Source organism: Nostoc sp., from assembly GCF_036917975.1.
Lineage (GTDB): Bacteria > Cyanobacteriota > Cyanobacteriia > Cyanobacteriales > Nostocaceae > Nostoc.
Genome location: NZ_JBALEJ010000025.1, coordinates 193,766 through 215,773, shown reverse-complemented (window position 1 = coordinate 215,773; position 22,008 = coordinate 193,766). Strand labels below are relative to the sequence as shown.

The 22,008-nt window shown below is 41.2% G+C and carries 22 protein-coding genes and 1 pseudogene; 7 read left to right on the top strand and 16 right to left on the bottom strand.

Going from position 1 to position 22,008, the window contains the following annotated elements:
- From V7K76_RS12590 to V7K76_RS12580, 3 genes and pseudogenes are all read right to left on the bottom strand, one after another.
- Window positions 1-1,767, bottom strand: a complete 1,767-nt coding sequence (locus V7K76_RS12590) for an ATP-binding protein (protein WP_334780515.1) — start codon at window positions 1,765-1,767, stop codon at window positions 1-3.
- Window positions 1,764-2,792, bottom strand: a complete 1,029-nt coding sequence (locus V7K76_RS12585) for a hypothetical protein (protein ID WP_334780516.1) — start codon at window positions 2,790-2,792, stop codon at window positions 1,764-1,766. The genes V7K76_RS12590 and V7K76_RS12585 overlap by 4 nt, the downstream gene beginning before the upstream one ends.
- 719 nt (window positions 2,793-3,511) lie before the next feature.
- Window positions 3,512-3,760: pseudogene (locus V7K76_RS12580) on the bottom strand (hypothetical protein); the annotation flags it as partial.
- A 142-nt stretch (window positions 3,761-3,902) separates the two neighbouring features.
- Here V7K76_RS12580 and V7K76_RS12575 point away from each other — a divergent pair.
- From V7K76_RS12575 to V7K76_RS12565, 3 genes are all read left to right on the top strand, one after another.
- Entirely contained in the window at window positions 3,903-4,502 is a 600-nt protein-coding gene (locus tag V7K76_RS12575; RefSeq protein WP_334780517.1) for a DUF1802 family protein, read from the top strand.
- A gap of 928 nt (window positions 4,503-5,430) precedes the next feature.
- On the top strand, window positions 5,431-5,694 hold the full coding sequence (locus V7K76_RS12570; protein WP_334780518.1) for a hypothetical protein: 264 nt from the start codon (window positions 5,431-5,433) through the stop codon (window positions 5,692-5,694).
- Window positions 5,695-5,818: 124 nt separating this feature from the next.
- Window positions 5,819-6,448, top strand: coding sequence for a Uma2 family endonuclease (locus V7K76_RS12565; RefSeq protein ID WP_334780579.1), 630 nt, complete (start codon window positions 5,819-5,821; stop codon window positions 6,446-6,448).
- Window positions 6,449-6,550: 102 nt separating this feature from the next.
- Here V7K76_RS12565 and V7K76_RS12560 read toward each other — a convergent pair whose 3' ends face one another.
- The 4 genes from V7K76_RS12560 to V7K76_RS12545 all read right to left on the bottom strand — a co-directional run bounded on the left by V7K76_RS12560 (window position 6,551) and on the right by V7K76_RS12545 (window position 9,678).
- Complete coding sequence (locus tag V7K76_RS12560; protein WP_334780519.1) at window positions 6,551-7,453, bottom strand: glycine betaine ABC transporter substrate-binding protein; 903 nt, start codon at window positions 7,451-7,453, stop codon at window positions 6,551-6,553.
- 170 nt (window positions 7,454-7,623) lie between these two features.
- Complete coding sequence (locus V7K76_RS12555; RefSeq protein ID WP_334780520.1) at window positions 7,624-8,256, bottom strand: ABC transporter permease; 633 nt, start codon at window positions 8,254-8,256, stop codon at window positions 7,624-7,626.
- A complete protein-coding gene (locus V7K76_RS12550) occupies window positions 8,253-9,011 on the bottom strand; it encodes an ATP-binding cassette domain-containing protein (RefSeq protein ID WP_334780521.1) in 759 nt (252 codons plus the stop codon). Before V7K76_RS12550 ends, V7K76_RS12555 begins: the two co-directional genes overlap by 4 nt.
- 301 nt (window positions 9,012-9,312) lie before the next feature.
- A complete protein-coding gene (locus tag V7K76_RS12545) occupies window positions 9,313-9,678 on the bottom strand; it encodes a hypothetical protein (protein WP_334780522.1) in 366 nt (121 codons plus the stop codon).
- Window positions 9,679-9,842: 164 nt separating this feature from the next.
- Between V7K76_RS12545 and V7K76_RS12540 the strand changes: the two genes are divergently transcribed.
- Window positions 9,843-10,286 (top strand): DUF4288 domain-containing protein, encoded by a 444-nt coding sequence (locus V7K76_RS12540; RefSeq protein WP_334780523.1) that lies wholly within the window; start codon window positions 9,843-9,845, stop codon window positions 10,284-10,286.
- Between the two features lies 1 nt (window position 10,287).
- Here the strand turns inward: V7K76_RS12540 and V7K76_RS12535 are convergent, their stop codons facing one another.
- The 7 genes from V7K76_RS12535 to V7K76_RS12505 all read right to left on the bottom strand — a co-directional run bounded on the left by V7K76_RS12535 (window position 10,288) and on the right by V7K76_RS12505 (window position 15,665).
- The gene (locus V7K76_RS12535; RefSeq protein WP_334780524.1) at window positions 10,288-11,229 is read right to left on the bottom strand and encodes an ABC transporter permease; all 942 of its coding nucleotides are present in this window, start codon (window positions 11,227-11,229) and stop codon (window positions 10,288-10,290) included.
- A 183-nt stretch (window positions 11,230-11,412) separates the two neighbouring features.
- Window positions 11,413-12,444, bottom strand: coding sequence for an ABC transporter permease (locus tag V7K76_RS12530; protein WP_334780525.1), 1,032 nt, complete (start codon window positions 12,442-12,444; stop codon window positions 11,413-11,415).
- A gap of 117 nt (window positions 12,445-12,561) precedes the next feature.
- Window positions 12,562-12,744 (bottom strand): hypothetical protein, encoded by a 183-nt coding sequence (locus V7K76_RS12525; RefSeq protein ID WP_334780526.1) that lies wholly within the window; start codon window positions 12,742-12,744, stop codon window positions 12,562-12,564.
- Window positions 12,737-13,312 carry a zeta toxin family protein gene (locus tag V7K76_RS12520; protein ID WP_334780527.1) on the bottom strand — a complete coding sequence of 192 codons (576 nt, stop codon included), beginning with the start codon at window positions 13,310-13,312 and terminating at the stop codon, window positions 12,737-12,739. Before V7K76_RS12520 ends, V7K76_RS12525 begins: the two co-directional genes overlap by 8 nt.
- A gap of 1 nt (window position 13,313) precedes the next feature.
- The gene (locus V7K76_RS12515; protein ID WP_334780528.1) at window positions 13,314-14,786 is read right to left on the bottom strand and encodes an ABC transporter ATP-binding protein; all 1,473 of its coding nucleotides are present in this window, start codon (window positions 14,784-14,786) and stop codon (window positions 13,314-13,316) included.
- A 395-nt stretch (window positions 14,787-15,181) separates the two neighbouring features.
- Window positions 15,182-15,481, bottom strand: coding sequence for a hypothetical protein (locus V7K76_RS12510; protein ID WP_335029793.1), 300 nt, complete (start codon window positions 15,479-15,481; stop codon window positions 15,182-15,184).
- 31 nt (window positions 15,482-15,512) lie between these two features.
- A complete protein-coding gene (locus V7K76_RS12505; protein ID WP_334780530.1) occupies window positions 15,513-15,665 on the bottom strand; it encodes a hypothetical protein in 153 nt (50 codons plus the stop codon).
- A 168-nt stretch (window positions 15,666-15,833) separates the two neighbouring features.
- On the opposite strand from V7K76_RS12505, the gene V7K76_RS12500 reads away from it, so the two are divergent.
- A complete protein-coding gene (locus tag V7K76_RS12500) occupies window positions 15,834-16,208 on the top strand; it encodes a hypothetical protein (protein ID WP_334780531.1) in 375 nt (124 codons plus the stop codon).
- Between the two features lie 624 nt (window positions 16,209-16,832).
- Window positions 16,833-17,480, top strand: a complete 648-nt coding sequence (locus tag V7K76_RS12495; RefSeq protein ID WP_334780532.1) for a Uma2 family endonuclease — start codon at window positions 16,833-16,835, stop codon at window positions 17,478-17,480.
- Between the two features lie 148 nt (window positions 17,481-17,628).
- On the opposite strand, the gene crtO is transcribed toward V7K76_RS12495, so the two are convergent.
- Window positions 17,629-19,323: a beta-carotene ketolase CrtO gene (crtO, locus tag V7K76_RS12490; RefSeq protein WP_334780533.1), complete on the bottom strand. Its 1,695-nt coding sequence runs from the start codon at window positions 19,321-19,323 to the stop codon at window positions 17,629-17,631.
- A gap of 109 nt (window positions 19,324-19,432) precedes the next feature.
- Window positions 19,433-20,191, bottom strand: coding sequence for an LmeA family phospholipid-binding protein (locus V7K76_RS12485; protein WP_334780534.1), 759 nt, complete (start codon window positions 20,189-20,191; stop codon window positions 19,433-19,435).
- A 584-nt stretch (window positions 20,192-20,775) separates the two neighbouring features.
- Between V7K76_RS12485 and ribD the strand changes: the two genes are divergently transcribed.
- Window positions 20,776-21,987: a bifunctional diaminohydroxyphosphoribosylaminopyrimidine deaminase/5-amino-6-(5-phosphoribosylamino)uracil reductase RibD gene (gene ribD, locus V7K76_RS12480; protein ID WP_334780535.1), complete on the top strand. Its 1,212-nt coding sequence runs from the start codon at window positions 20,776-20,778 to the stop codon at window positions 21,985-21,987.
- The last annotated feature ends 21 nt before the right edge of the window (window positions 21,988-22,008 follow it).

The window sequence follows — 22,008 nt, the reverse complement described above, 5'->3', positions numbered from 1 at the left end:
CTAAAAACGGTCTATATCAGCTTCGATGCTGGTAATTTCTGCTTGGCTCAAAAACACTTCTTCTTTGCGAGTGGCGTAAGCAGGGAAGGGGAAGTTAACTAAAATTGGGGCGGGGACTTCTGGCTGATGCACAAACATTGTCCCGGATTTAAGAAATAAAGCTCGCTTGCGACAAGAACCGGTTAGAAAGTTGTATTCAGGGCGTTCTGCTTCGGCTGAATCTAACCTACCTACAACCCGGATAGCCGCTTGTCCCACAACCCGCCGTTCGACTTCTGAGGCGGTTTGCTGTGCGCCAATTAAGATAATTCCTAGCGATCGCCCCCGTTCTGCAATATCTACCAGTAAATCTTTAATGGGGCTACGTCCATCACGGGGCGCATATTTATTCAATTCATCCAGAACAATGAAAACAACGGGTTCTCTGCCCTGTTTCTCTTTCTGAAAAAATAGCTTTTGTAATAAAACACCCACAACAAATTTTTGAGCGCGGGCACTGAGTTTGTGAATATCAGTTACAGTCAGTTGAGCATCTGAAGCTATTGGATTTAGTTGGTATTTAGCAACTTCATCTGGTGGTAAATCCCCGCGAATTAAATGGTTAACTTCACTACTGATACCATATAAACGCCGAATCATTGCTTCAGCCGTAGCTGGAACATTTCGCCCTAACCAACGCCTGTTTTCTTCTCTATCTTCGTCATTGAGAAGTTTGTCTTCTAAGAAGTCAATTAAATCTCTAAAGGTTTTAATTTGTGTTGTGCCTTCTTCCCCAAACATTTCGACTTGTAAATAAGCTTGCGGTTTGCGGCGACTCTGGCGATCGCTCTGGTCATTTTCTTCTGCTAGCCGTGCTAATCGTTCTTCTACGGTTGTTACTAAGTAGGATAAATTACCCCGGTCTAAATCTTCACCAGTAAACAAAAAGCAAAACAAGCGATCGCGGCACAATTCCCGAATACTCCACAAATAAACTGATATCCCTTCAGAACGCTGTTCTAAATCAGAATCAACAGTCTGGGAATCTCTTTTTGGTGTAGCCCGAAAACTTGCACTTTTAAAAGGTTGTATTGGCAATTTCATCAGTTCATATTTATTTTTATCCTTTTGTTTTTCAGAATTGCCATAACTTTGATTTAGTTTGTCTAAAAAAAATAAATCCTCACCTTTAACATTGAAAATCAGCGCTTTTGTATTAGCTTTATAAGAACCTAAAACCGGAGAATTAAAAATAGAATGTAGTAAAAATAAAGCATAGGATGTTTTAGTAGCGACTCCTGAAACCCCAGAGATATTTACATGAGCGCCTTTCTCCCCATTGATAAATGAGTAGTTAAAATATGCTGCATTGCCGTTATTCATAATGCCAGCCGGAATTGGGGTATCCATGCTGTCAAAATACAAAGCTGATGCCAACTCCTTACCTACCGCGAGGTGAACTGGATCGCCTGGTTGTGGTGGTAAATATTCTTCTGGCTCAATTCTTGTGACTTGAACGTGAGCAGTGTAAGAAATATTTATTGGTAAAATACCTTCTTTAGCAACTAAAAAAGTATCAGTATCAAATTGCGCTCCTTCGTATTGAGTGCGGACATAATCCACCACACCGTAAAAACGTACAATTCCGCCACCATCTGGACGTTGAGTTTGTACCTCTACAACATCATCTAGCCGTAAAACTTTTTTGGCATCCACTGCTATCCAAAATTCTAAAGGAGTAGCTTCTTTAGTACCAAGTACAAAACCAATTGGTTCGGAAGATGTCATTCATTACCTCCAAAAGATGCCAGAAAGCATTGCAGCCGGCGTTTAATTAGTATTGCATCACCCATTCTTCTGCCTAATTCCCGTTCCAAAGCACTAACAGGTGCAAGGTTTTGTGGTGCGCGGGGATCTCGTGATGGATGGGAAGCATAATAGGGAATTAAATAGCACGTTTGATTAGCTATTTCTTTGGCTGTTTCTATGTCAATTTTGCTAGATAATTCCAGCCGCACGATACCATGTAAATCGTGGTAGCCAAGTTGTTGCGGGGAATGTTGAGAATCACCCGATTTCAAATACCATGAGTATTGAGATCTATCTTTAATATGAAAAATAGGCGTGCGTTGTCCTGGTAATAATTTCCACAAAAGGGCAGCATAATTTTCAGACAGGTATTGTTTGTGCATTGTCTTGATGTAGCCCAAGGTAGATGTTGGCGATTCATATCGTAATGCTCCATCCCGAATTACCAAAGTATCCGCATCTTTTACATTTAGTTTGCTTACTAGCTGTTCCTCTGCTGCTAGCATGGAATTTTGAACAATTGCGCTCCGTGCTTCAGGAGTATTTGGTTGATTGCTTTTAATTGCTGTGTAGAGTAATTCTGCTTTGCTTCCTAAAGGACAAGGGATGGGTGTTGATACTGCATCTTGCTCTCCACCAAAACCCAAAACTCGACGAACATCAATTTCAATGCAACTCGCTTTGGGAATAGTCCGATCCACTACCACAGCCCCCACGGCAATTGTTCCAAAAACACCGTATGTTATCGTGTTACCATCGCCACCCACAAGTGCAGCATCTAGCCGACGACGCCCGTCGATAAAGATGAGGCGATTAGGTAGCGATCGCGGTTGCAAAGACTCAAAACTATCCCAATTATCAGTTTCTACTGTCGGGTTAACATCACTTTCAGACAGTGAAAGCTCTTCGCTGATTTGAATTGGTGGCTCGTAGTCATTCCCCCACGGCTCCAAACGAAAGTTATGCGATCGCCAGAAGCTACTTACATAGTTCTCCTCAGACATTACTTTGTATTTTGATTAGTAAATTCTATGTTTTTAATATTACTCATAATCTCCGAATAATTGCCAGTTTTATGGATTATTCAGTCTTGGTAACTTTTGTTGATGGGTATTCAGATAGAAACCGTAGAGAGGAGGAACGACGTTCGCGCAGCGTGTCGCAGACAAGCAACCGCAATTCATACTGTTAGCGGATAGCTAAGGTTTAGCCTATTCTGACCGGAGCTAACGGAAACGTCTCCGGCTCCGTTCCTGAGTTCTGAATTCTTCTTATAAAATACCAAAAACCTGGTCGAGGTTGACCAGGTTTTATCGAGTTTACAGATTTCAATTTTAAACTAATTAACTAACTGAAGGTTAATAACTAAGGTGGACTGAATAACTAACAAACTCAGCATTTCTGCGTTTTTCCGCTTTAGGATTTGGCTTTGCCTTCTACAATTAGGCTTTTTGCCACTTTCATAATATTTGATATGCTGAAGTTTGCTTGGTCTTATGACAAGGGGACACTAAGTCATTGACCTTTTTTGTTTTGGTTTTATTTTATTTGGTGTCCTAGTAACTAAGTTATCACTTAGTTCGTGAGTTGCAACCCTTGGTTTACTAAAGTTGATGTTTTGTTAGATTTTGCAATCTAAAGCTATAGATTTGATCCCTAGCCTTCTTTTTAAGAAAGTTAAAGGGATCTTGGAGAGATCGGCATGACTCAGCAATCTGCATTGTCACCAATTCCACATAATTTGACTGTTATCAAGATGGTATCAATTTCTGCCAATTCGGCGGGAGAAAGCTTGATTTGGGCGGCTAAGGCGGTGTTATTCAGGATAACGTGCCCCAGCGATGTCTGGCGACAAGCCACTGCGCGTCTACGCATTTGTTTGTGGTTGAGCAATTAACCAGGCCAAAGCTAACTGAGCAAAGGTACAATTATGAAGAAGGGCTATAGGACTCAGTTTTTCTAGCGCTTGTTTGGTTAGGGAGCGATCGCAAGCTTCAATCACTTGTTCATACTTTAGATGGTTAGCAAAAACTTTAACTGCTTCCTAATTCATTCCCTTGGATAGGTTCATACTTTATCGGTTTTAGCTTCAAATTAAATCAGAGTTACAGTAGATGCTGATGGAATTGACTACAACTTTTCATGCCCTCAAAGAATGGGCAGTTGCCATAAATGCCTTGGAAAGTGGCAAAACAATTATGTTGCTCCGCAAAGGCGGTATCCATGAACGAAATGGACATTTCCAAGTTGCCCACAAGCAAATTTTGCTTTACCCCACTTATGAACATCAACAAGCTTTCATGCTGAAAGCTGAGTATGCCAATAGTGTCTATCCAGTAACATCAGGCTGGCATCCTGAAACAGTTCGCATCGGCAGTTGGGCTGAAATTACTGATATTTTGCCAGTAAGTGACGAGTCTATTGTCAACACCTTGCTTCCTTTCCATATTTGGAACGAGCATTTTATTAGCGATCGCCTCAAATGGAAACCACGTCAACCCCTTTATATTCTCCTCCTGCGGACTTACAAACTACCCCAAGAGCAAGAAATTCCCTATTACGCTAAGTACGCTGGCTGTAAGTCATGGATTGATTTAGATCGACCAATTCACTTGCAAACAGCAAAACCAGTTTTATCTAACTTTGCATACAGCCAACTAGTAGAGACAATTCGCGAGATTGTCGGCGATAAATTGTACGCTCCATCCTTCTAATAACCCAAGTTGCTGTCCAGATACCTGACTTTTTGAATAAGTCGGGTATTTAACAATTCAAAATTCAAAATTGAAGACATTTCAGGCGGGGATTTAAACCCCGACTGAAAATTATCCTCTATATGGGGCAATACGCTTGGGTTTTCGAGACGCGATAAATCGCCGTCTTTACAAGTGTTTTGGGCTTATCTAAACTGTAGGGGTCTTAAACCCTTGAATTTACGATAAATTTAGCTTCAGCTAAGTGCTACTCTATTTAATATTTAATTAATTGAGGGTTTTTTGGGCTTTTTTGAATAGTCTAAGTAGTTACGCAAAATTATTTATGTCATTTCGCTCGCAATGACATATTTAATTTTGCGCTACTACTTATTATCTGTTGTGAGAAATACATCAGCCTGACCGAAAATGACTCATGATACAAGCCCCTAAATTTATTTATGGAGAAGCAAAAAAATGTATTTTGAGACGCACAGCGCATCGCGTTTCGCGTCTCCCCTTGGGAGAAGAAATACGAAGTCCGTTTACAGAGCAACTAAATTTATTTATGGGGATCATTAATTTTGAATTTTGAATTTTGAATTCGGAGCGAAGCGACGTGACTTCTTTCGGCACAGGCGATATGGGTGGCATCAGATTACGAGCCTCAGTCAAAAAAGTAGTTATTGTTACACACGATAGCCAAAAACGCGGATAACATTATAAAAATCTCACCTAATAAAGAAGGTGTGGCGAAGCTGTTTATCTTGATGTACTACTGGCAGCAGTCTTCCAAGGTATGACTTTTTAAGCAATTATCCCTTACAGGATAAAACTTAATTACATTCTGTCTAAAGATATTAGGCAAAAAATTACCCCATAAGGGCGAGAATATTCTTGACAAAAGTCTGTTATCATGCTTATTAGCAAAAAAGCAAAGGAGTTTGCAATGCATCGACAAATGTGCTGGTTATCTAAGTCTAGTGGCGACGGAGAAAAAATTTTATATTTGCAGGCAGAACCCAATCAACCTTGGCGTCCCTACACAGCTTTTGGACATTTTGCAGTCCCAGATTATAAAATACAAGGTGGTTCTAAAGGTTGGGCAACTTATCAAAAACTTATCAAAGCAGGCTGGACACTAGTACCTAGCGCACGTGCAAACGAGTTTGGTACCAATAGCTACGCAGAGTCAACAATTCAAAATCAATAAGAGCATTAGGCAGTAGTTATTGTCCTCATCTTCTTTACTGCCTTATCCCATCATTGAATTCATGAATCTGGCGATCGCTCATCTTCCATGTAAAAATGCGGGTAATATCTACAATGTGGCTAATATGGATACCGTAATTACACCACAAAAAATTGAGTTACCACCTGGCGCGGTGTTGAAACTTTTGGGAAACTGGCAAGACTATCAAGTATTGAGTCAGCAACTAGGCGATCGCTCCTCGCCTCGGATTAAATATCGACCTGGAGAAATTTTACTGATGGCACCGCTACCAGAGCATGGAAGAGATGCGAGTTTGCTGGCATTGATAGTAATAGCTCTACTTGACCACTTAAACCGCATATACGAGTCATTTACGCCCATTACCATGAGTTTGTCAGAAATTAGTGGTATTGAGCCAGACTTTTGCTTTTACATTGAAAATTGTAGAGCCGTAGTAGGCAAAAAGAGGATTGATTGGGAGTCAGATCCACCACCAGATTTAGCAATTGAAATAGATGTCACAAGCTACACCGATATTAATGATTTCTTGCCATATCGAGTGCCAGAAGTTTGGATATTAAAGAGTAATCGATTATTAATTTATAGATTGCAGGGAGCAAGTTATGTGCTTACAGAAAGCAGCTACTTTCCTAACGTCAGAGAAATTGTGCAGCAATGTCTCCAAATGGCCAATGAGCAAACAACAAGTGAAGTCATTAGGTGGTTAAAGAACTTTTTGCATGGACAACAGTAGTTAAGAAAAATTGTAGGTTGGGTGAAGCAAAGCGCAACCCAACAAAGCCATGCGCGCAGATGCTTCGGTGCGTTACATTAACCCTTAATTACGAATTACGAATTATTTTAATCCCTTCAATTTGCGAAACTCTTGGACAACATCTTTAATATCCCGTAATTCACCTTCCACTAAATAGTTTAACTGCCGCATTTCATCTGCCGAAATCTTTCCAGCAAGGGAAGCGATCGCTGTTTTTAATTCGGGATACTTTTTTAATATTTCTTGTCGAACAATTGGCACAGTTTCGTAAGGTGGAAAATAATGTTTATCATCCTTGAGTACAACTAAACCTAAGCGAGAAATCTGCCCGTCAGTGGAATTACCCGCTACCATATCCACTTGTTTTTGAATTAAAGCGCGATAAATTAAACCCAAGTCCATAATTTGGGGAGATTTAGCAAAACGTAAATTGTAAGTTTTAGCTAATCCTGGAAAACCATCTTCCCGTTCTAAAAACTCGTAGCCGAAACCGCCACGCCACTGCGGTGTATATTGAGTAGCTTCCGAGAGAGTTTGAATGTTGTAGCGTTTGGCATCTTCACCCCGGACAATCATCGCAAAAGTATTTTCAAAACCCAAGCTTGGCATTACCTCCAGCTTAAATTGCTGAGAGTATGCCTGTTTTAATCTTTCATAAACTTCTTTTGGATCGTTAACTGTTTTCTGCTTTAAAATTGCAGTAAAAGCTGTGCCTGTATACTCAATATAAGCATCAATTTTACCGGCAGTAATAGCACTATGACAAACAAATGAGCCACCCAGATGAGGGCGACGAGCTACTTTTAAATTAGTTTTCGCCTCGATTTGCTGTGCTAACAGTTCACCTAAAATATCTTGTTCGGTAAAATCTTTGGAAGCAACAATTATATTACCACCGTTATTACTATTTACATTTGGTGTGCAGCTAGTGATTAGCAGTAACAAAGTAAAAGTTAAACAGCAAAGTCTGAAAAATCTTTTCATGAGACACCATTTATAAATTAAATTTTAGAGGATGTATTACAAGTATTGGGCGAATGGAATTCGCTACTACACAAACAAAGTCCACCTCCGTGGACTAATACAAAATCAAGGATTTTTAACCCACGCAGGTGAGTTTTGTCTGTGTAGCCGCGACTTCTAGTCGCCAGGGCTTAACTTTTAATTTTTAATTTATTCTCCAACCAGCCAATTGCAAAGTCAGCCAGTAATGCAATGACTGCCGCCGGAACTGCACCAGCTAAAATTAACTGATCGTTAACTACAGATATGCCGCGAAAAATAAACACTCCCAAACCACCAGCACCAATCGCTGCGGCAATGGTTGCAATACCTATGGCGATTACTGTTGCTACTCGCACTCCTGCCAAAATTATTTCCATTGCCAAGGGAATCTCAACTTGCAATAACAATTGTTTATCTGTCATCCCCATACCTCTGCCAGCTTCTCTAATTGCTGGATCGACGCTAGTAATACCTGTGTAAGTGTTACGAATTATCGGCAGCAAGGAATATACAATCAGGGCAAAAATTGCTGGGACTGCCCCAATTCCGCCAATTATGGGAACAGGAATGAGTAAACCAAAAAGTGCCAAACTAGGAATAGTTTGGAGAACATTTGCTATGCCGAGAATTGGTTGGCGGAGATAAGTTTTACGTGTAATTAAAATACCTAAGGGAATGCCTACAAGTATGGCAATTCCGATAGCGATTCCTACTAAAAATAGATGTTCTAGAGTATGCTGAAGAATTTCTGGGGCATACTTAACCAGGAAGAAATTTTTCATAAAGTATCTTGCAGGGAATGCAGACATTGCAGAAAGGCGAGACTTTCTGGATGTTGCGATCGCATAAATTCATCTGTCGTCCCCAATACTACCAATTCTCCGCCATACATTAAACCAATTCTCGATGCCAAAACTAAGGCTTCTTGAATATCATGGGTGACAAAAACCACTGTCTTACCTAACTCTTGCTGCAAATGCCGAAACTCTTGTTGCAGTTCTAGGCGCGTAATCGGATCGAGTGCGCCAAAGGGTTCATCCATCAACAACACTGGCGGATCTGCTGCTAAAGCCCTGGCTACACCGACTCTTTGCCTTTGTCCTCCCGAAAGTTCGTGCGGGTAACGCCCAGCGAATTGTGCTGGTTCTAAGCCTACTAATTGCAACAATTCATAAACCCGCGTTTTAATTTGTTTTGGTTGCCAACCTTCTAAAGAAGGAACTAAACCTACATTGCGTTCAACTGTAAAATGGGGAAATAAACCAATTTCTTGAATGACGTAACCAATTTTTCGCCGCAGTTTAATTTCATCCCATTGAGTTGTGGGAATACCATCAAATAAAACTTCGCCTTGTGTGGGTATAAATAAGCGATTAATTAACTTCATTGTGGTGGTTTTGCCACTACCACTGCGCCCAAGTAATACTAGTGCTTCTCCTTGACGGATGCTGAAGTTGAGATTTGACACCAATGGGCGATGGTTACGGCTAAAAGTGACATCGCGGAATTCGACGGCGGTTTGGTTATTTTGCAGCATGAGTGGCTTTTGGTGGACGCTAGCTGTATGTATTATGTGCTGATTTTGCTAGCGTGCTAACGCCCGATTGCTGTAGCGTACGTTGGATGACTTTTCAAACATCCTCTTAGAGGTAGGTTGGGTGGAGCGGAGTGCAACCCAACATATATTCAGGATGTTGGCTTTGGCAAAGCCTCCAACGCCACTTGCTACAACGCTCTTAACCCGTGCAACGCAGTGGCTCCCCAACCTACAATTTTTTTGCAATATTAATTAGGATTTACGCATAAAGATTCTTTAGAAAAATTGAGTGTAATTACTATTAACGCTGCCAATCATACATTAATCGTCCATGACGATCGCGCACAAGTTCCCATTCTCCATAACGATATCCTTGTCCGTGATAATCTATAGAGCGATAGCGTCGTCTGTAATAATGTCGTCGATTTCGCTGGCCTTGGTAATAATATGTTCCAGTCCGTTCCCATCTATAATAACGTCGTCGAGTTCGTCTGCAAGCTAACAAAATTTCTTCACTTTGCTCTCCAACTAATTTTGTCTGTGTGTCAATACTCTGTTGATTGAGAACATTATTTAGAGTATTATCCTTAGCTTCAGCTAAAGCAGGTGGATAAGTGAGGGTTAATAGCAGGAACACAATTGAGGATAGCTTTTGGAAACTGTTCACGTCTTTGCTTTTCCTAAATATTGGGAATCTTTTTATTTAATACTTAAGTCGAGCAATTATATAGTTCAGAGTTCACAAACTTGACGATTGCAAATGTAATGAAAGTACTTAATATTAATGGTCAGTGATACCATGATTGATAGAAAATCTTTGTTTTATAAACAATGGCATACATTCCCAAGAACGCAACGTGGTATATTGCTGAATTGGTGATCGAGTGTAACGTTGAGGGAAATCCACACAATGTTATTCATGTAAATATTGTTCTTGTCCGTGCTTCTTCACCAGAAGAAGCTTTTGAGAAAGCAGAAGAACTTGGTTATGAGAGTAACAGCACATATCTCAATCCCAAAAATCAAACCGTAACTTTTACTTATAGAGGCTTACGGGATCTCAATGTTATTCATGATGAATTAGAACATGGTGCTGAACTGATGTTTGAGGAAAAAATTGGTATATGTGAAAGCGATTTACAACAAATGTTGACTCCAAAATCTCAGTTAGCTATCTTTCGTCCGTTAGAACCAATAGATCCATCTAAGCCAGACTATAGCAGTAAAGAAATTATGAATGAAGTAGCAAAAAGAATGAGTGGCGACGTGGATTAAATTAATCTGAGTGGTGATTTTCTCCAAAGTAGGGAGTACCTAAAGCTTTTGGGGGTGTAGATTTCCCCAACTTACCGACTAATGCCAATAATGCGATCGCATAAGGTAGCATGACTAAAAATTGGTAAGGGATATTTGCCCCTAATGCCTGAATTCGCAGTTGTAAAGCTTCTGTAGCCCCAAACAGCAGACAAGCTAAAGTACTACCTATAGGATGCCATCTGCCAAAAATTAATGCTGCGATCGCAATAAATCCTTTACCAGCACTCATCCCTTCGGCAAAAAATCTTACTTGTACCAGAGTTAAATAAGCACCTCCTAAACTCGCAAGACAGCCACTAATCACCACAGCGATATAACGGACAAATACTACTGAAATTCCAGCCGTGTCAGCAGCTTTCGGAGATTCACCCACTGCCCGCAATGTCAATCCAAAGCTAGTTTTAAATAAAAGGTATGTAGTTAAAATAACTAAGATAAATAATAAATAAACTAAAAAATCTGACTGAAATAGTAGCGGTCCAATCAGGGGAATATTGCCTAAACCAGGAATCATAATTGCCCCAATTCCAGGTAATTGCTGCGTACTGCTGCCACTAAACACTAACCGGGCAAAAAACGATGTTAATCCAGCTGCGACAAGATTAATTGCTAGCCCAGATACCAATTGATCGACACGCAAAGTTACACACAAAACAGCATGGAGTAGTCCGATTAATCCACCTGCAATTAAGGATGCAAGGATACCAAGCCAGGGATTACCAGTGTAGAAAGTAGCAGCAGCACTAGTAAAAGCACCTGTAAGCAACATTCCTTCTAAGGCGATATTTAACACGCCCGATCGTTCCGAGTACAATCCTCCAAGGGCTGCAAATGCTAAGGGGACGGCTAGACGTAAGGTAGCTATTAAGTAATCGGAGAAGAAGTTGAGATTATTATTCATAAACCCTTTTTTAAAACAAGTCGCAAGTCGCAAGTCGCAAGTCGCAAGTAAGTTAAGGGAGCGGGGATTTAGACCCCGACCCAAAACTTACCGGTTATTGAACCGGGGGACTTAAACCCACCGTACTCTGTTAAACGCAGAGGTTCGCAAAGTATCGCAGAGTTTTCTCCGTGTTCCTCTGCGTTAAACCTTCGCGCCCCTTTGCGTTATTTCTCTTTCCACCGCGAGACTGATAGCAATAAATAACACCATAAACCCCTGAATCGCGTAAACTACAGTTACCGGCACACCTGCACTACGCTGCATTACATTTGCACCACTGCGAAGCGCTGCAAAAAACAAAGAAGTTAAGACTACACCGATAACACTACCACGACTTAAAAAAGCGATCGCAATGGCATCAAATCCATAACCTGGGGAAACTTGTTCAAATAGCCGATATTTCAACCCCATCACCTCACAACTTCCAGCTAACCCAGCTAAACCACCCGCAGCAGCCATCACCAGCATAATGGTACGTTCAACAGATATGTGGGCATAACGGGCAGCAATGGGGTTAAATCCGACTGCTGTAATTTGATAACCTAGAGGCGATCGCACTAACAATATCCATAAAATACCTGCGGCAATTAAAGCTAATAAAATCCCAGCATGGGCAAGGCTTTGCGGTAATATAATCGGCAAACGGGATGTTTTGGCAATTAATGGCGAATAAGGACTAGGCGCACCTGTTGCCATTAATGGATTTTGGACGAGGTAGCTAACTAAATTCACGGCGATATAGTTGAGCAATAATGTAGTAATTACCTCATTCACTCCGCGCATGGCTTTGAGATAACCAGGAATCCAACCCCAAAATGCACCAAAGAAAAATCCGGCTAAAAGTGCTAAGGGGATATGAATCACCGCAGGTAATCCTTGCACATATAACCCAATTAAAGTACTTCCCAACGCACCCAGATAAATTTGTCCTTCTCCACCGATATTAAATTGCCCAGCCTGCAACGCCACTAACACACCTAAACTAGCGAACAATAGCGGTGTCATTTTGGTGAGGGTGTTACCAAATCCAAAGTAGGTAGAGAGAGATTCTTGAAATAGAATGCTGTATGCAGTGATGGGATTTGCCCCAGCAATTAGCATGAGGATAGCACCGATGATAAGGGCGGAGGCGATCGCAATGAGCGGTGATAGGATTGGTAACAGGAATTTCATGCGATTACTTGCGATCGTTAGGTTTGGAGGTATGATTTGCTATGCAGTTCATTAACTCCTCAAAGCTGAATCAAATTGAACAATTTATAAACATCATTTTTAGTTTTAAATTTTGTTCTAACTGTTCTGCTGATTCTGAATTGCTGTAATTTCATCAGGCGTTAAAGTTACAACCTTTCCTTCTCGCATAATACTAATCGATTGACCAAGTTTACGATGTCGTTCTATTGCTGCTGCAATTGCTGCTTTAACTCCAGCATCAATTTTACTATGTAACTTTTTCATTTCTTCTTCAGTCATTTAATACCTCAATAATTTGCTTCCAAATCTCATTTATATAAATAATAGGCTGTTGATGAATAATGCATTCCGCAACGAAAAGGGGAGATGATCTAGAGTTATCATAGATCATCCAACCATCGCATAAAGGTAAGTATAAAGAAATCAGGTTCTTTTGCCCTTGTTGGTAGCGTCTACGAATAACATCTTCTGGAATCGAGTGTCCACCACTAGCAACCCTTGCTGCTACTCGTTCTACTGCCAAGTCAACGCTTTGTAACCAAAAGTATATTAAGTTAATTGTGTAGCCTTTTGCTCTACAACCAATAATAAAAGGTGCAAAACTTCTAGCTGCTAGCGTAGTTTCAAAAGCAAAATCACTACCTGAATTAGATAACGTTCGCAGTCGCATAATCATTAATCTTCCTGCTTCTATAGCCATTGAATCAGGATTTAATGGAGATAGTCCAGCAGCAATAGCATCTGCATTTACGTACTCAAAACAGTCTAGAAAATTCGGTAACAAACTCATTGAAACAGTAGTTTTTCCTGAACCATTTGCACCACCAATGATATAAAGACTCGGCATTTTACTCTCTGGGTGTTCCCCCAGCCATCAACAAACCAATTTCTTCTACCTTCGCCGTGGCTGCATCCAAAATAGCTACAAACTCACCTCTGTAGATTACAGCAATGCGATCGCTCATCGCCATCACTTCTTCTAACTCAGTAGAAATATACAAAATTGCGGCACCGCGATCGCGTTCTGTTAAGATTCGAGACTGGACGGCTAATGTCGCGCCTACATCTAACCCCCTTGTAGGTTGCATAGCGATAATTAAAGCTGGTGTTTGCGCCAGTTCTCGCGCTAACACCACTTTTTGTTGATTTCCTCCCGAAAGCTGACTTACCTTGATATCAATCCCATTGGCCCGAATGTCAAACTCTTGCATTGCAGCTTGGGCACGATTGGCGATCGCTTCTTGTTGTAACAAAAAACGGCGACAAAATGGCAGATATTTAAAAGCTTTTAAAATCAAATTTTGGGCGATGCTAAATTGCAACACCAATCCCATTGTCTGTCTATCTTCTGGGATGTAGCCCACTGAGGAATGCTTGGACGTAAACTCAATTTTACCCTGCTTAATAGTCCGCACAAAAGCGATGGCATCAGCTAATTCTCGTTGTCCATTCCCATCTACACCAGCAATTCCTAAAATTTCTCCCGCCCGCAGTTCAAAAGATACATTCTTTACAGTCGGAATATTTCTTTCATCAGTAACTTGTAAATTTTGCACCGACAGAATGATTTCTCCTGGTAATATAGAACTTTTATTTAATTGTAAAGCTACCTCCCGTCCTACCATCAATGTTGCTAACTGCTGACGTGTTGTCACTGAAGTTGATGTTGTTGCTACTACCTTTCCCTGGCGCAAAACTGTGACTGAATCACAGAGATGCATTACCTCTTCTAATTTATGACTGATAAAAATGACTGTGTTACCTGCTGCTGCCAATTGGCGCAAGATAGCAATTAATGATTCTACTTCTGGCGGTGTCAAAACTGCTGTAGGTTCATCAAGAATCAACAGCTTTGCTCGACGGTAGAGAACTTTGAGAATTTCTACCCGTTGTTGTGCCCCAACAGATAAATTTTCAACTTTGGCAGTGGGATCAATTTCTAATCCATAAGCTTGGGATAATGCGGCGATTTCTTGCTGTTTAGATTGTAAATTTAGCCGCCAAGTTTTATCAGTCCCTAAGATGATATTTTCTGTAACAGTTAATTGAGGTACAAGCATAAAATGTTGGTGAATCATGCCAATACCTAATTTAATTGCTTCATTTGGCGAGGAAATTTTTATTAGTTCTTCTTGGAGATAAATCTCACCAGCATCAGGTTGATAGAGTCCGCTAATAATATTCATTAAAGTACTCTTACCTGCACCATTTTCGCCTAGTATTGCATGAATGCTTCCAGATGCAACACAGAGATTGATATCGTCATTAGCAATAAAAGACCCAAAGCGTTTGGTAATATTATTTAAGCGTAAATAGTTCATATTCACTAAACTGATAGCTCGTAGCGAGGACTGTAGTATACCTCTTCCAAAAGTCCTTAACACCCCTCCTCCTGGTAAGGCTAAGGTGTATACACAAGTCAGATCCAGTTTTTAGGAAGGGGGAAGAAAAATCATGTTCCCTCCCCTACGGGAACGCAAAGCGCGTATATAAGAGGAGGGTTGGGGTGGAATTAAAACAATTCGCAATTCGCAATGACGCTCGATGACTCGCTCTAAGCGAAGCCATGCCGAAGGCTTTACGCTGCGCTAACGCAATTCGCAATTACGTTTTGGGACGGGGATTTAGACCCCGACCCAAAACGGGCTGCCTGTATTGCTGGGGACTTAAACCCCCAAAGTTCGTTAAAACTGTACTGAAATTGTTCCTAGAACAGTTAGTGACGCTCCAGGAAGTAGATAGTAGCCATGAGAATCGTAATAATTGGTATCAAAAAGATTCTTGAAGTTAAGACCCACTCGCCAATTTTCATCTCTATAGAAAATAGAGGCATCAGTTCTGACGTAGGAGGGAAGGACAACTCCATTGTTTGGTAGTAAAGCTTCGCGATCGCCAAATGCACTGCTCCCGGATGACTGTGACTATAATTGCGACATTGCACGATTTGAATTTGGCTGCTAGTTATGGCGATCGCATTTAGGGACTTCCAAAACTTAATTAGGATACAGTAACCCATTGCTGGAGGGCGCTTTTTAGTTGTAATTACTTTAAAACGAACCGTTTAATAAATCCTGTAGGAGATTTTGTTCGATAGCGATACCACCACATAAAAAAACAGTAACAAAAAGAACTAGTGGTGCAACTCCAACAAACACGTAGAGTATGCGGGTGGGTAAGCCACCAAAAGTGCCGTAGTGCAAATCGTTAAAGGAATTGAGGATGTTATATCCAAAAAAACAAATTCGTATTCTATGAAGATTTGTACAACTGTTCGTTATTTTAAATAAGGTATGAGGTTTTTACTGATATATATAAATATAATTGTTAGTCTTTATAAAAAAACTAACCAACCTTTTATTAGTACAATTATGACCGCAAATAGCATTAAATTTACGATCACCTTCAACGACCCTGACTTGGACGCGGAAGAAAAGGACGAGCAGGTTCAACGACTAATTACTGAACTCAAGCAAATTGACGAGGTAGATACAGTTGGTCGTGTTCTTGATCCTAGCCCACCAGAAGGCAACAAAGCATTAGGTGGGTTTCTGGTGGGTCTGTTAATGGCTGAGGTAAATACAGCCAATGCGAAAAAGTTGATGGGGTTTCTGGGCGATCGCCTCGGTGGTAAACCGATTGAATTGTCGGTGGAAGCCAACGGCAAAAAACTGACAGTGAAAGCCCACAGTCGGGAAGAATTAGAAGCCGCCATCAAAGCAGCCCAAGATTTTATTGCTGCATAGACAGGAAAACATGGCAAAGGAAACATGATTACTTCTCCTGAGTTAAACTTCCAACTTCAATGACGAGAAATCATCTTCTAGTAATTTATCGCCTCTAATTAAGGAATTTATTGAGCATTTGAAAAAGATTTAAGTACATTTTTGATCCGTAGGCGGGCTGGGCAACTGAAAAATCTGCGGGACTTGTTGCCGATCTGTTTATCGAACAGAATTCAGGAGTCAGGAGCCAGAATTCAGCAATGTTTTTTGTGCGACTGGCGGATAGCGCAGCGTTAGCGAGTCTTGTCTGCGACACGCTACGCGAACGAGCGTCTGAATAATCGGCGTTTTTGCACCCCCACCAAATTGGAAATTTGGTGGTCTTCAATTCCTGCGCGGTCTGAATCCCCGACTGATAGCGCAGCGTTAGCGAGTCCGCGAGCGTCTTGATTCTGACTTCTGAATTCTTCTTCAATTCATTCCATAAATAAATTTAGTTGCTCTCAAACCATTTTTCTTTTTCTTTTTTTGCCTTTTTACTTTTTACTTTTGCCTTGTTCGGTGATGCTGGGGATAAAAATTAGCGATCGCCTACACCAGCCCCGTTATCATGGCAGTAAGCGGCTGTCAAAGGAAGTATAAGCCATGTTTGCCCTTGTTTCCTCAGAAAAGACTCAATTGCCCCCTGGTTCTGTGGTGCGCTTACCTGCTACCTGGGAAGAGTATCAGCGTTTGTGTGACCAACGGGGAGATGGATCGATTCCACGTATAAAATACTGCAATGGAGAAGCCTTGCTGATGTCGCCATTACCAGTACATGGTCGAGATGCCAACCTACTCGCCGACATTGTTAAAGCACTATTAGATCACGATGGTCGGGAATATGACGCATTTACACCTGTGACTATGACCTTACCAGAAGAAAGTGGAATTGAGCCAGATTATTGCTTTTATATTGACAACTGGCAAGCGGTTTCTGGTAAAAAACGCATCGATTGGCAACAAGATCCGCCTCCAGATTTAGTCATTGAAATTGATGTCACTAGTTATTCCGATGTACAGGATTATCTTCCCTACCGCGTTCCTGAAGTGTGGCTATTCAAGAAGCAGCAGCCATTGATTTATCAATTACAAGGCGCAGATTACCAACTGCAAACTCACAGCCGCTATTTTCCCGACTTTGATTTGATAAGTATAATTTCTCGCTGTGTACAAATCGCCTACGATCGCAACACCAGCGCTGCCATCCGCGACCTGAAACAACGCTTAAACAATCCTATCTTGCCTCATTGACCGAAAACGACTCATGATACAAGCCCCTAAATTTATTTATGGGGATCATTGAAGACCACCAAAATTGAAATGGACAAAAGTTAAAGTGGCAACAAGAGATTGCTTAGAACCCTAGAACCCCAAATTTTTTAAAATTTGGGGTTCAGGTTTAATTGATACCAAAAACTGACTCGACAGTTGACTTAATCGAATCTCGCGCATCCTTTAAAGTTTGGCTAATGGGATGTTTTGCCTGTAAAAATGCGCGGGCACAATTGCGTCCCGGCATTCCCGAAATTGAACCACCTGGATGAGTACCGGCACCAGTCAAAAATAGATTATCAATTGGTGTTTTGTAGTTCGCTATTTCTGGCAAGGGGCGGAAAAAGATCATTTGATCTAGAGTCATGTCAACATGGTAATAATTGCCTTTGTATGCACCTAATCTTTCTCCCAGTTCTGCTGGACTTTCTACACGACGGGCAATAGTTGCATTCTTGACATTTGGTGCATAGTCTGCCAACTTATCAATTACTCTATCTGCAACTTTGTTTTTCAATTCATCAGTCCAACCAGTACCTTTTAACCCAGTGCCTTCTGCGCCAGCAATTTGATAAGGGGCAAAAAACTCAATCCATAGGGTGTGCTTACCTGATGGTGCTAATGTGGGATCTAAATAACTAGGCATTACCAAATACATTGATGGGTCAGCATCAGGAATCTCTCCCAAGGTACATTTGCTATGAGCCTGTTCTACATGAGCCACGGAATCTGCAATTAAGATAGAACCGACGAGATATTCGTCTTTGTGGGCGTGGTATGGAAAGCGCAGTGGTTCATCTAAAGCCAAATCTATTTTGAGGATAGTTTCGTTGTTATTAACGATGCGGCGTTCTAATCTTTCCCATAGATTTGGATCGGCTGCATCAACATCGCTTTTATCAGTCATTTGTAAAAATAATCGCTTGGCATCAATATTAGAAATAACCCCATATTTAGCGCGATATTCTTTACTACCAGCAACGCGTACACCTACAGCTTTGCCATCATCAATTAAAACTTTTTCAACATGCTGGTCTGTGAGAATCACGCCACCTTTACTTGTGACTAAATTCACCAAAGCTTGCACAAGTGCGCCAGTGCCGCCGCGAGGTCTAGCCATTCCTGGATTATGACGCATTGCCATCATAATTGCACCAATAGCAAGGGTTTTTTGTGATGGCGGCGCACCAAGTTCTGATGCTAGTCTGGCTAGTGGTGCTTTTAGAAATTCCTCATCAAACCACTCGTTAAGTAAATCTTCAGCGCTGGTTAACATCGTGCGAATGAAGTCCAGCGTTTTGTTTGGAGAACCAATCACCGAAAATAAATCTTTCAGTTTTGTGATGTCGTAGTTACCAAGGATATCTATAATTGACTTTGGTGGTGCATTGAACATCGGAATCATTGCACCTAGCGATCGCTGCCAAAAATCTACAAATTCTGCGTATTTTCTAGCATCACGTTCATTGTAACGAGCAATTTCGGCACAAGTCTTTTCCACCGACTTATGTCCTAAGAAATACTTGCCGTCAGGATGAGGACAGAAAACAACTGGATCGCACTCTAAATAATGCAAGCCGTATTTTTCTAATTCTAATTCTTCAACAACTGGCCCTAAGTGAATAAATTCATGGTCAATAGCACACAAATTAAATTTAAATCCTGGGGCTTCTTGGGGTAAACACTCTTCAGTTGTTGCTGCACCACCTGGAACAGGACGTTTTTCTAGTAACAGAACGCTATAACCAGCTTTTAGTAAATAAGCTGCACAAACTAGCCCATTATGTCCAGCACCGATCAGCACAACATCATACTCTTGCATAACTTGAAATTTAAAAATAAGTAGCTTTCCAAAGCTATACTAGAAAAATTTTCTGACATTTACATCATCCTTCAGTAACAAAAATTATCTTTAACTCCTGTCAATCTTACTAAGGAGATAGTAAAGTTGATGATGAGGGTATTTGCCTTACCTGAGCTTCTAGCATAAGGATTAAATTACCCTTCTGTGCTTCTATATTTTTGATATTAAAAGCGATATCTTCCCATTCAAAATATGGTAGACTCATCAGTTCTTTAGCTTTCTGCATCAACGCTACAATTAATTCTATTGAAATCCCCTCTCCCTCAGTGCAGTTAAAACCCTCCAGCATCGCGGGTTGTGAATGACTTCGTGGACGTGCGATCGCAGTGTAAGCTAAAGGGCGAGTATTTCCCATTTCCTTTAACAGCAACTTTCCCCTAAATTCTATTTTGCCATCACCAGGTAAAAATACCTTAATTTCTTCCGGCTCAAAACTAACAATTTCACCATCTACATTCAACTCTAAGTTTTGCATTTGGTTACGAACAAAGTCTGAGTCCAAAGCAGTATTAATATCTAATTCAGTGAGTATAATTCGAGCAATAGCGTTTACTGGCTGACCGAGTTCTATTTTACCAAAAAGAGCGCTGAAAGGATTGATGGCAATACTATCTGTTTGCAGTTTGATTTCCTGTACGCGAATGTCTTGCTGGATAACTAATCCTTGACCTGTAAGCGAAACTCCATCAGCCTGTCCTTGAACTATTTTCAATAGATCGGTTTGTATATCTATTTCTATTTGTTCTACTTCATCTAGCTGACTGGATATTCTTTTTTCAGCTTCTTGGCATAGAAATTGTTCCTCCAAGCGATGCTCTTCAGGCATAAATTAGTCATCTCCTAAACATCCTATTATTAGTTACTGTAAAGGCTAGTTCTGAAGATTAAATCTATATTCGGGTATATGTCCCTCTTCGACTCGCAGAGGGATGGTTTTACGTAGCAACATCTCTTAGTAGTCAATACAGTTCGGTTAAGGTTTTTGATGAAAATTTTATTTTAGATCGCTAAAGATGCGATAAATCATTACAAAGACGCGATAAATCGCCGTCTCTACAAAAAACTGATTATTGTAGAGACGGCGATTCATCGCGTCTCTTGATTTAACCGAACAGTATTGTCTTAGTAGTCTGTTTTTTACCGCTAATTAGATTGGATACTATATAACTCGTCGAACCCAGTTATCTTAAAAGTCCCCAGTCCCCAGTACCCAGTCCCCAATCCCCAGTTCAAATCTGCTAAAGTTTCAGTTACCCTGAATTGTAATGTGAATATTAGAGACTGGTGCAAGTTAATACAGGCAATAATAGCGCCTGGATATTACTGTTTAAGTACCAGGATCAAAGCGCGATTCTCCTGTGGAGAGGCTGCGCGATCGCGTGCAGAATATTTACAGTATTGCCTAAAATTATGGATAATTCCCCAGTGGCCGCTCAAGCAGATGCATCCTTACCAAACTACACTCAGGAAAATATACCTCTAGTGCAGTCAGCAGTTGGCTCAAATTCACCACCGAAGCAAAAAGTAGGAACTGACTTTGACTCTCGGATGATGTTGCGGTGTTTGGAACTTGCTCGCCGCGCTTTAGGGCGGACTTCGCCAAATCCGCTAGTGGGTGCAGTTATTGTCAAGGATGGCAAAATTGTCGGCGAAGGGTTTCATCCTCGTGCAGGTGAGCCTCATGCAGAAGTGTTTGCCTTAAAAGCCGCAGGCGTTAGCGCTGCCCGTGGTGCAACAATCTATGTGTCACTTGAACCTTGCAATCACTACGGACGTACTCCCCCTTGTTCGGAAGGATTGATCCAAGCAGGGGTGGCAAAAGTAGTAGTGGGTATGGTTGATCCCAATCCATTGGTAGCTGGAGGTGGTATTGCCCGTTTGCGGGAGGCGGGGATCGAAGTTTTGGTAGGAGTAGAAGAAGAAGCTTGTCGCCAGCTAAATGAAGCTTTTGTGCATCGCATTCTCTACAAACGACCTTTAGGAATTTTAAAATATGCCATGACTTTAGATGGGAAAATTGCTACTACCTCTGGTCATAGCGCTTGGGTGACAAGCCAAGAGGCCCGCAATGAAGTACATCAACTGCGGGCGGGTTGTGATGCCATAATTGTCGGCGGTAATACAGTCCGACAGGATAATCCTTACTTAACCAGCCATCAGGTGGGGGCACATAATCCCCTGCGGGTGGTGATGAGTCGCCATCTTAACTTACCGGAAAGTGCCCATCTGTGGCAAACTACGGATGCTCCAACTTTGGTGTTGACACAGAAAGGTGCTAACCCCGATTTTCAAGAACTGTTGCTCAAACAGGGTGTGGAGGTAGTGGAATTAACATCACTGACACCGGATAAGGCAATGGCATACTTATATGAACGAGGTTTTTGTAGCGTGCTATGGGAATGTGGTGGTACCTTAGCTGCTAGTGCGATCGCTCAAGGAGCAGTGCAAAAAGTTTTGGCATTTATTGCCCCAAAAATCATTGGTGGTAACATTGCCCCCACACCAGTGGGAGATTTAGGTTTTACTACCATGACTGAGGCGTTATCTCTAGAACGTGTTCGTTGGCGTGTAGTAGGCTCTGACTGCTTAGTGGAAGGTTATTTTCCTCAAAAAGCCAGTTGACTATCAATTCATGCTGATTTT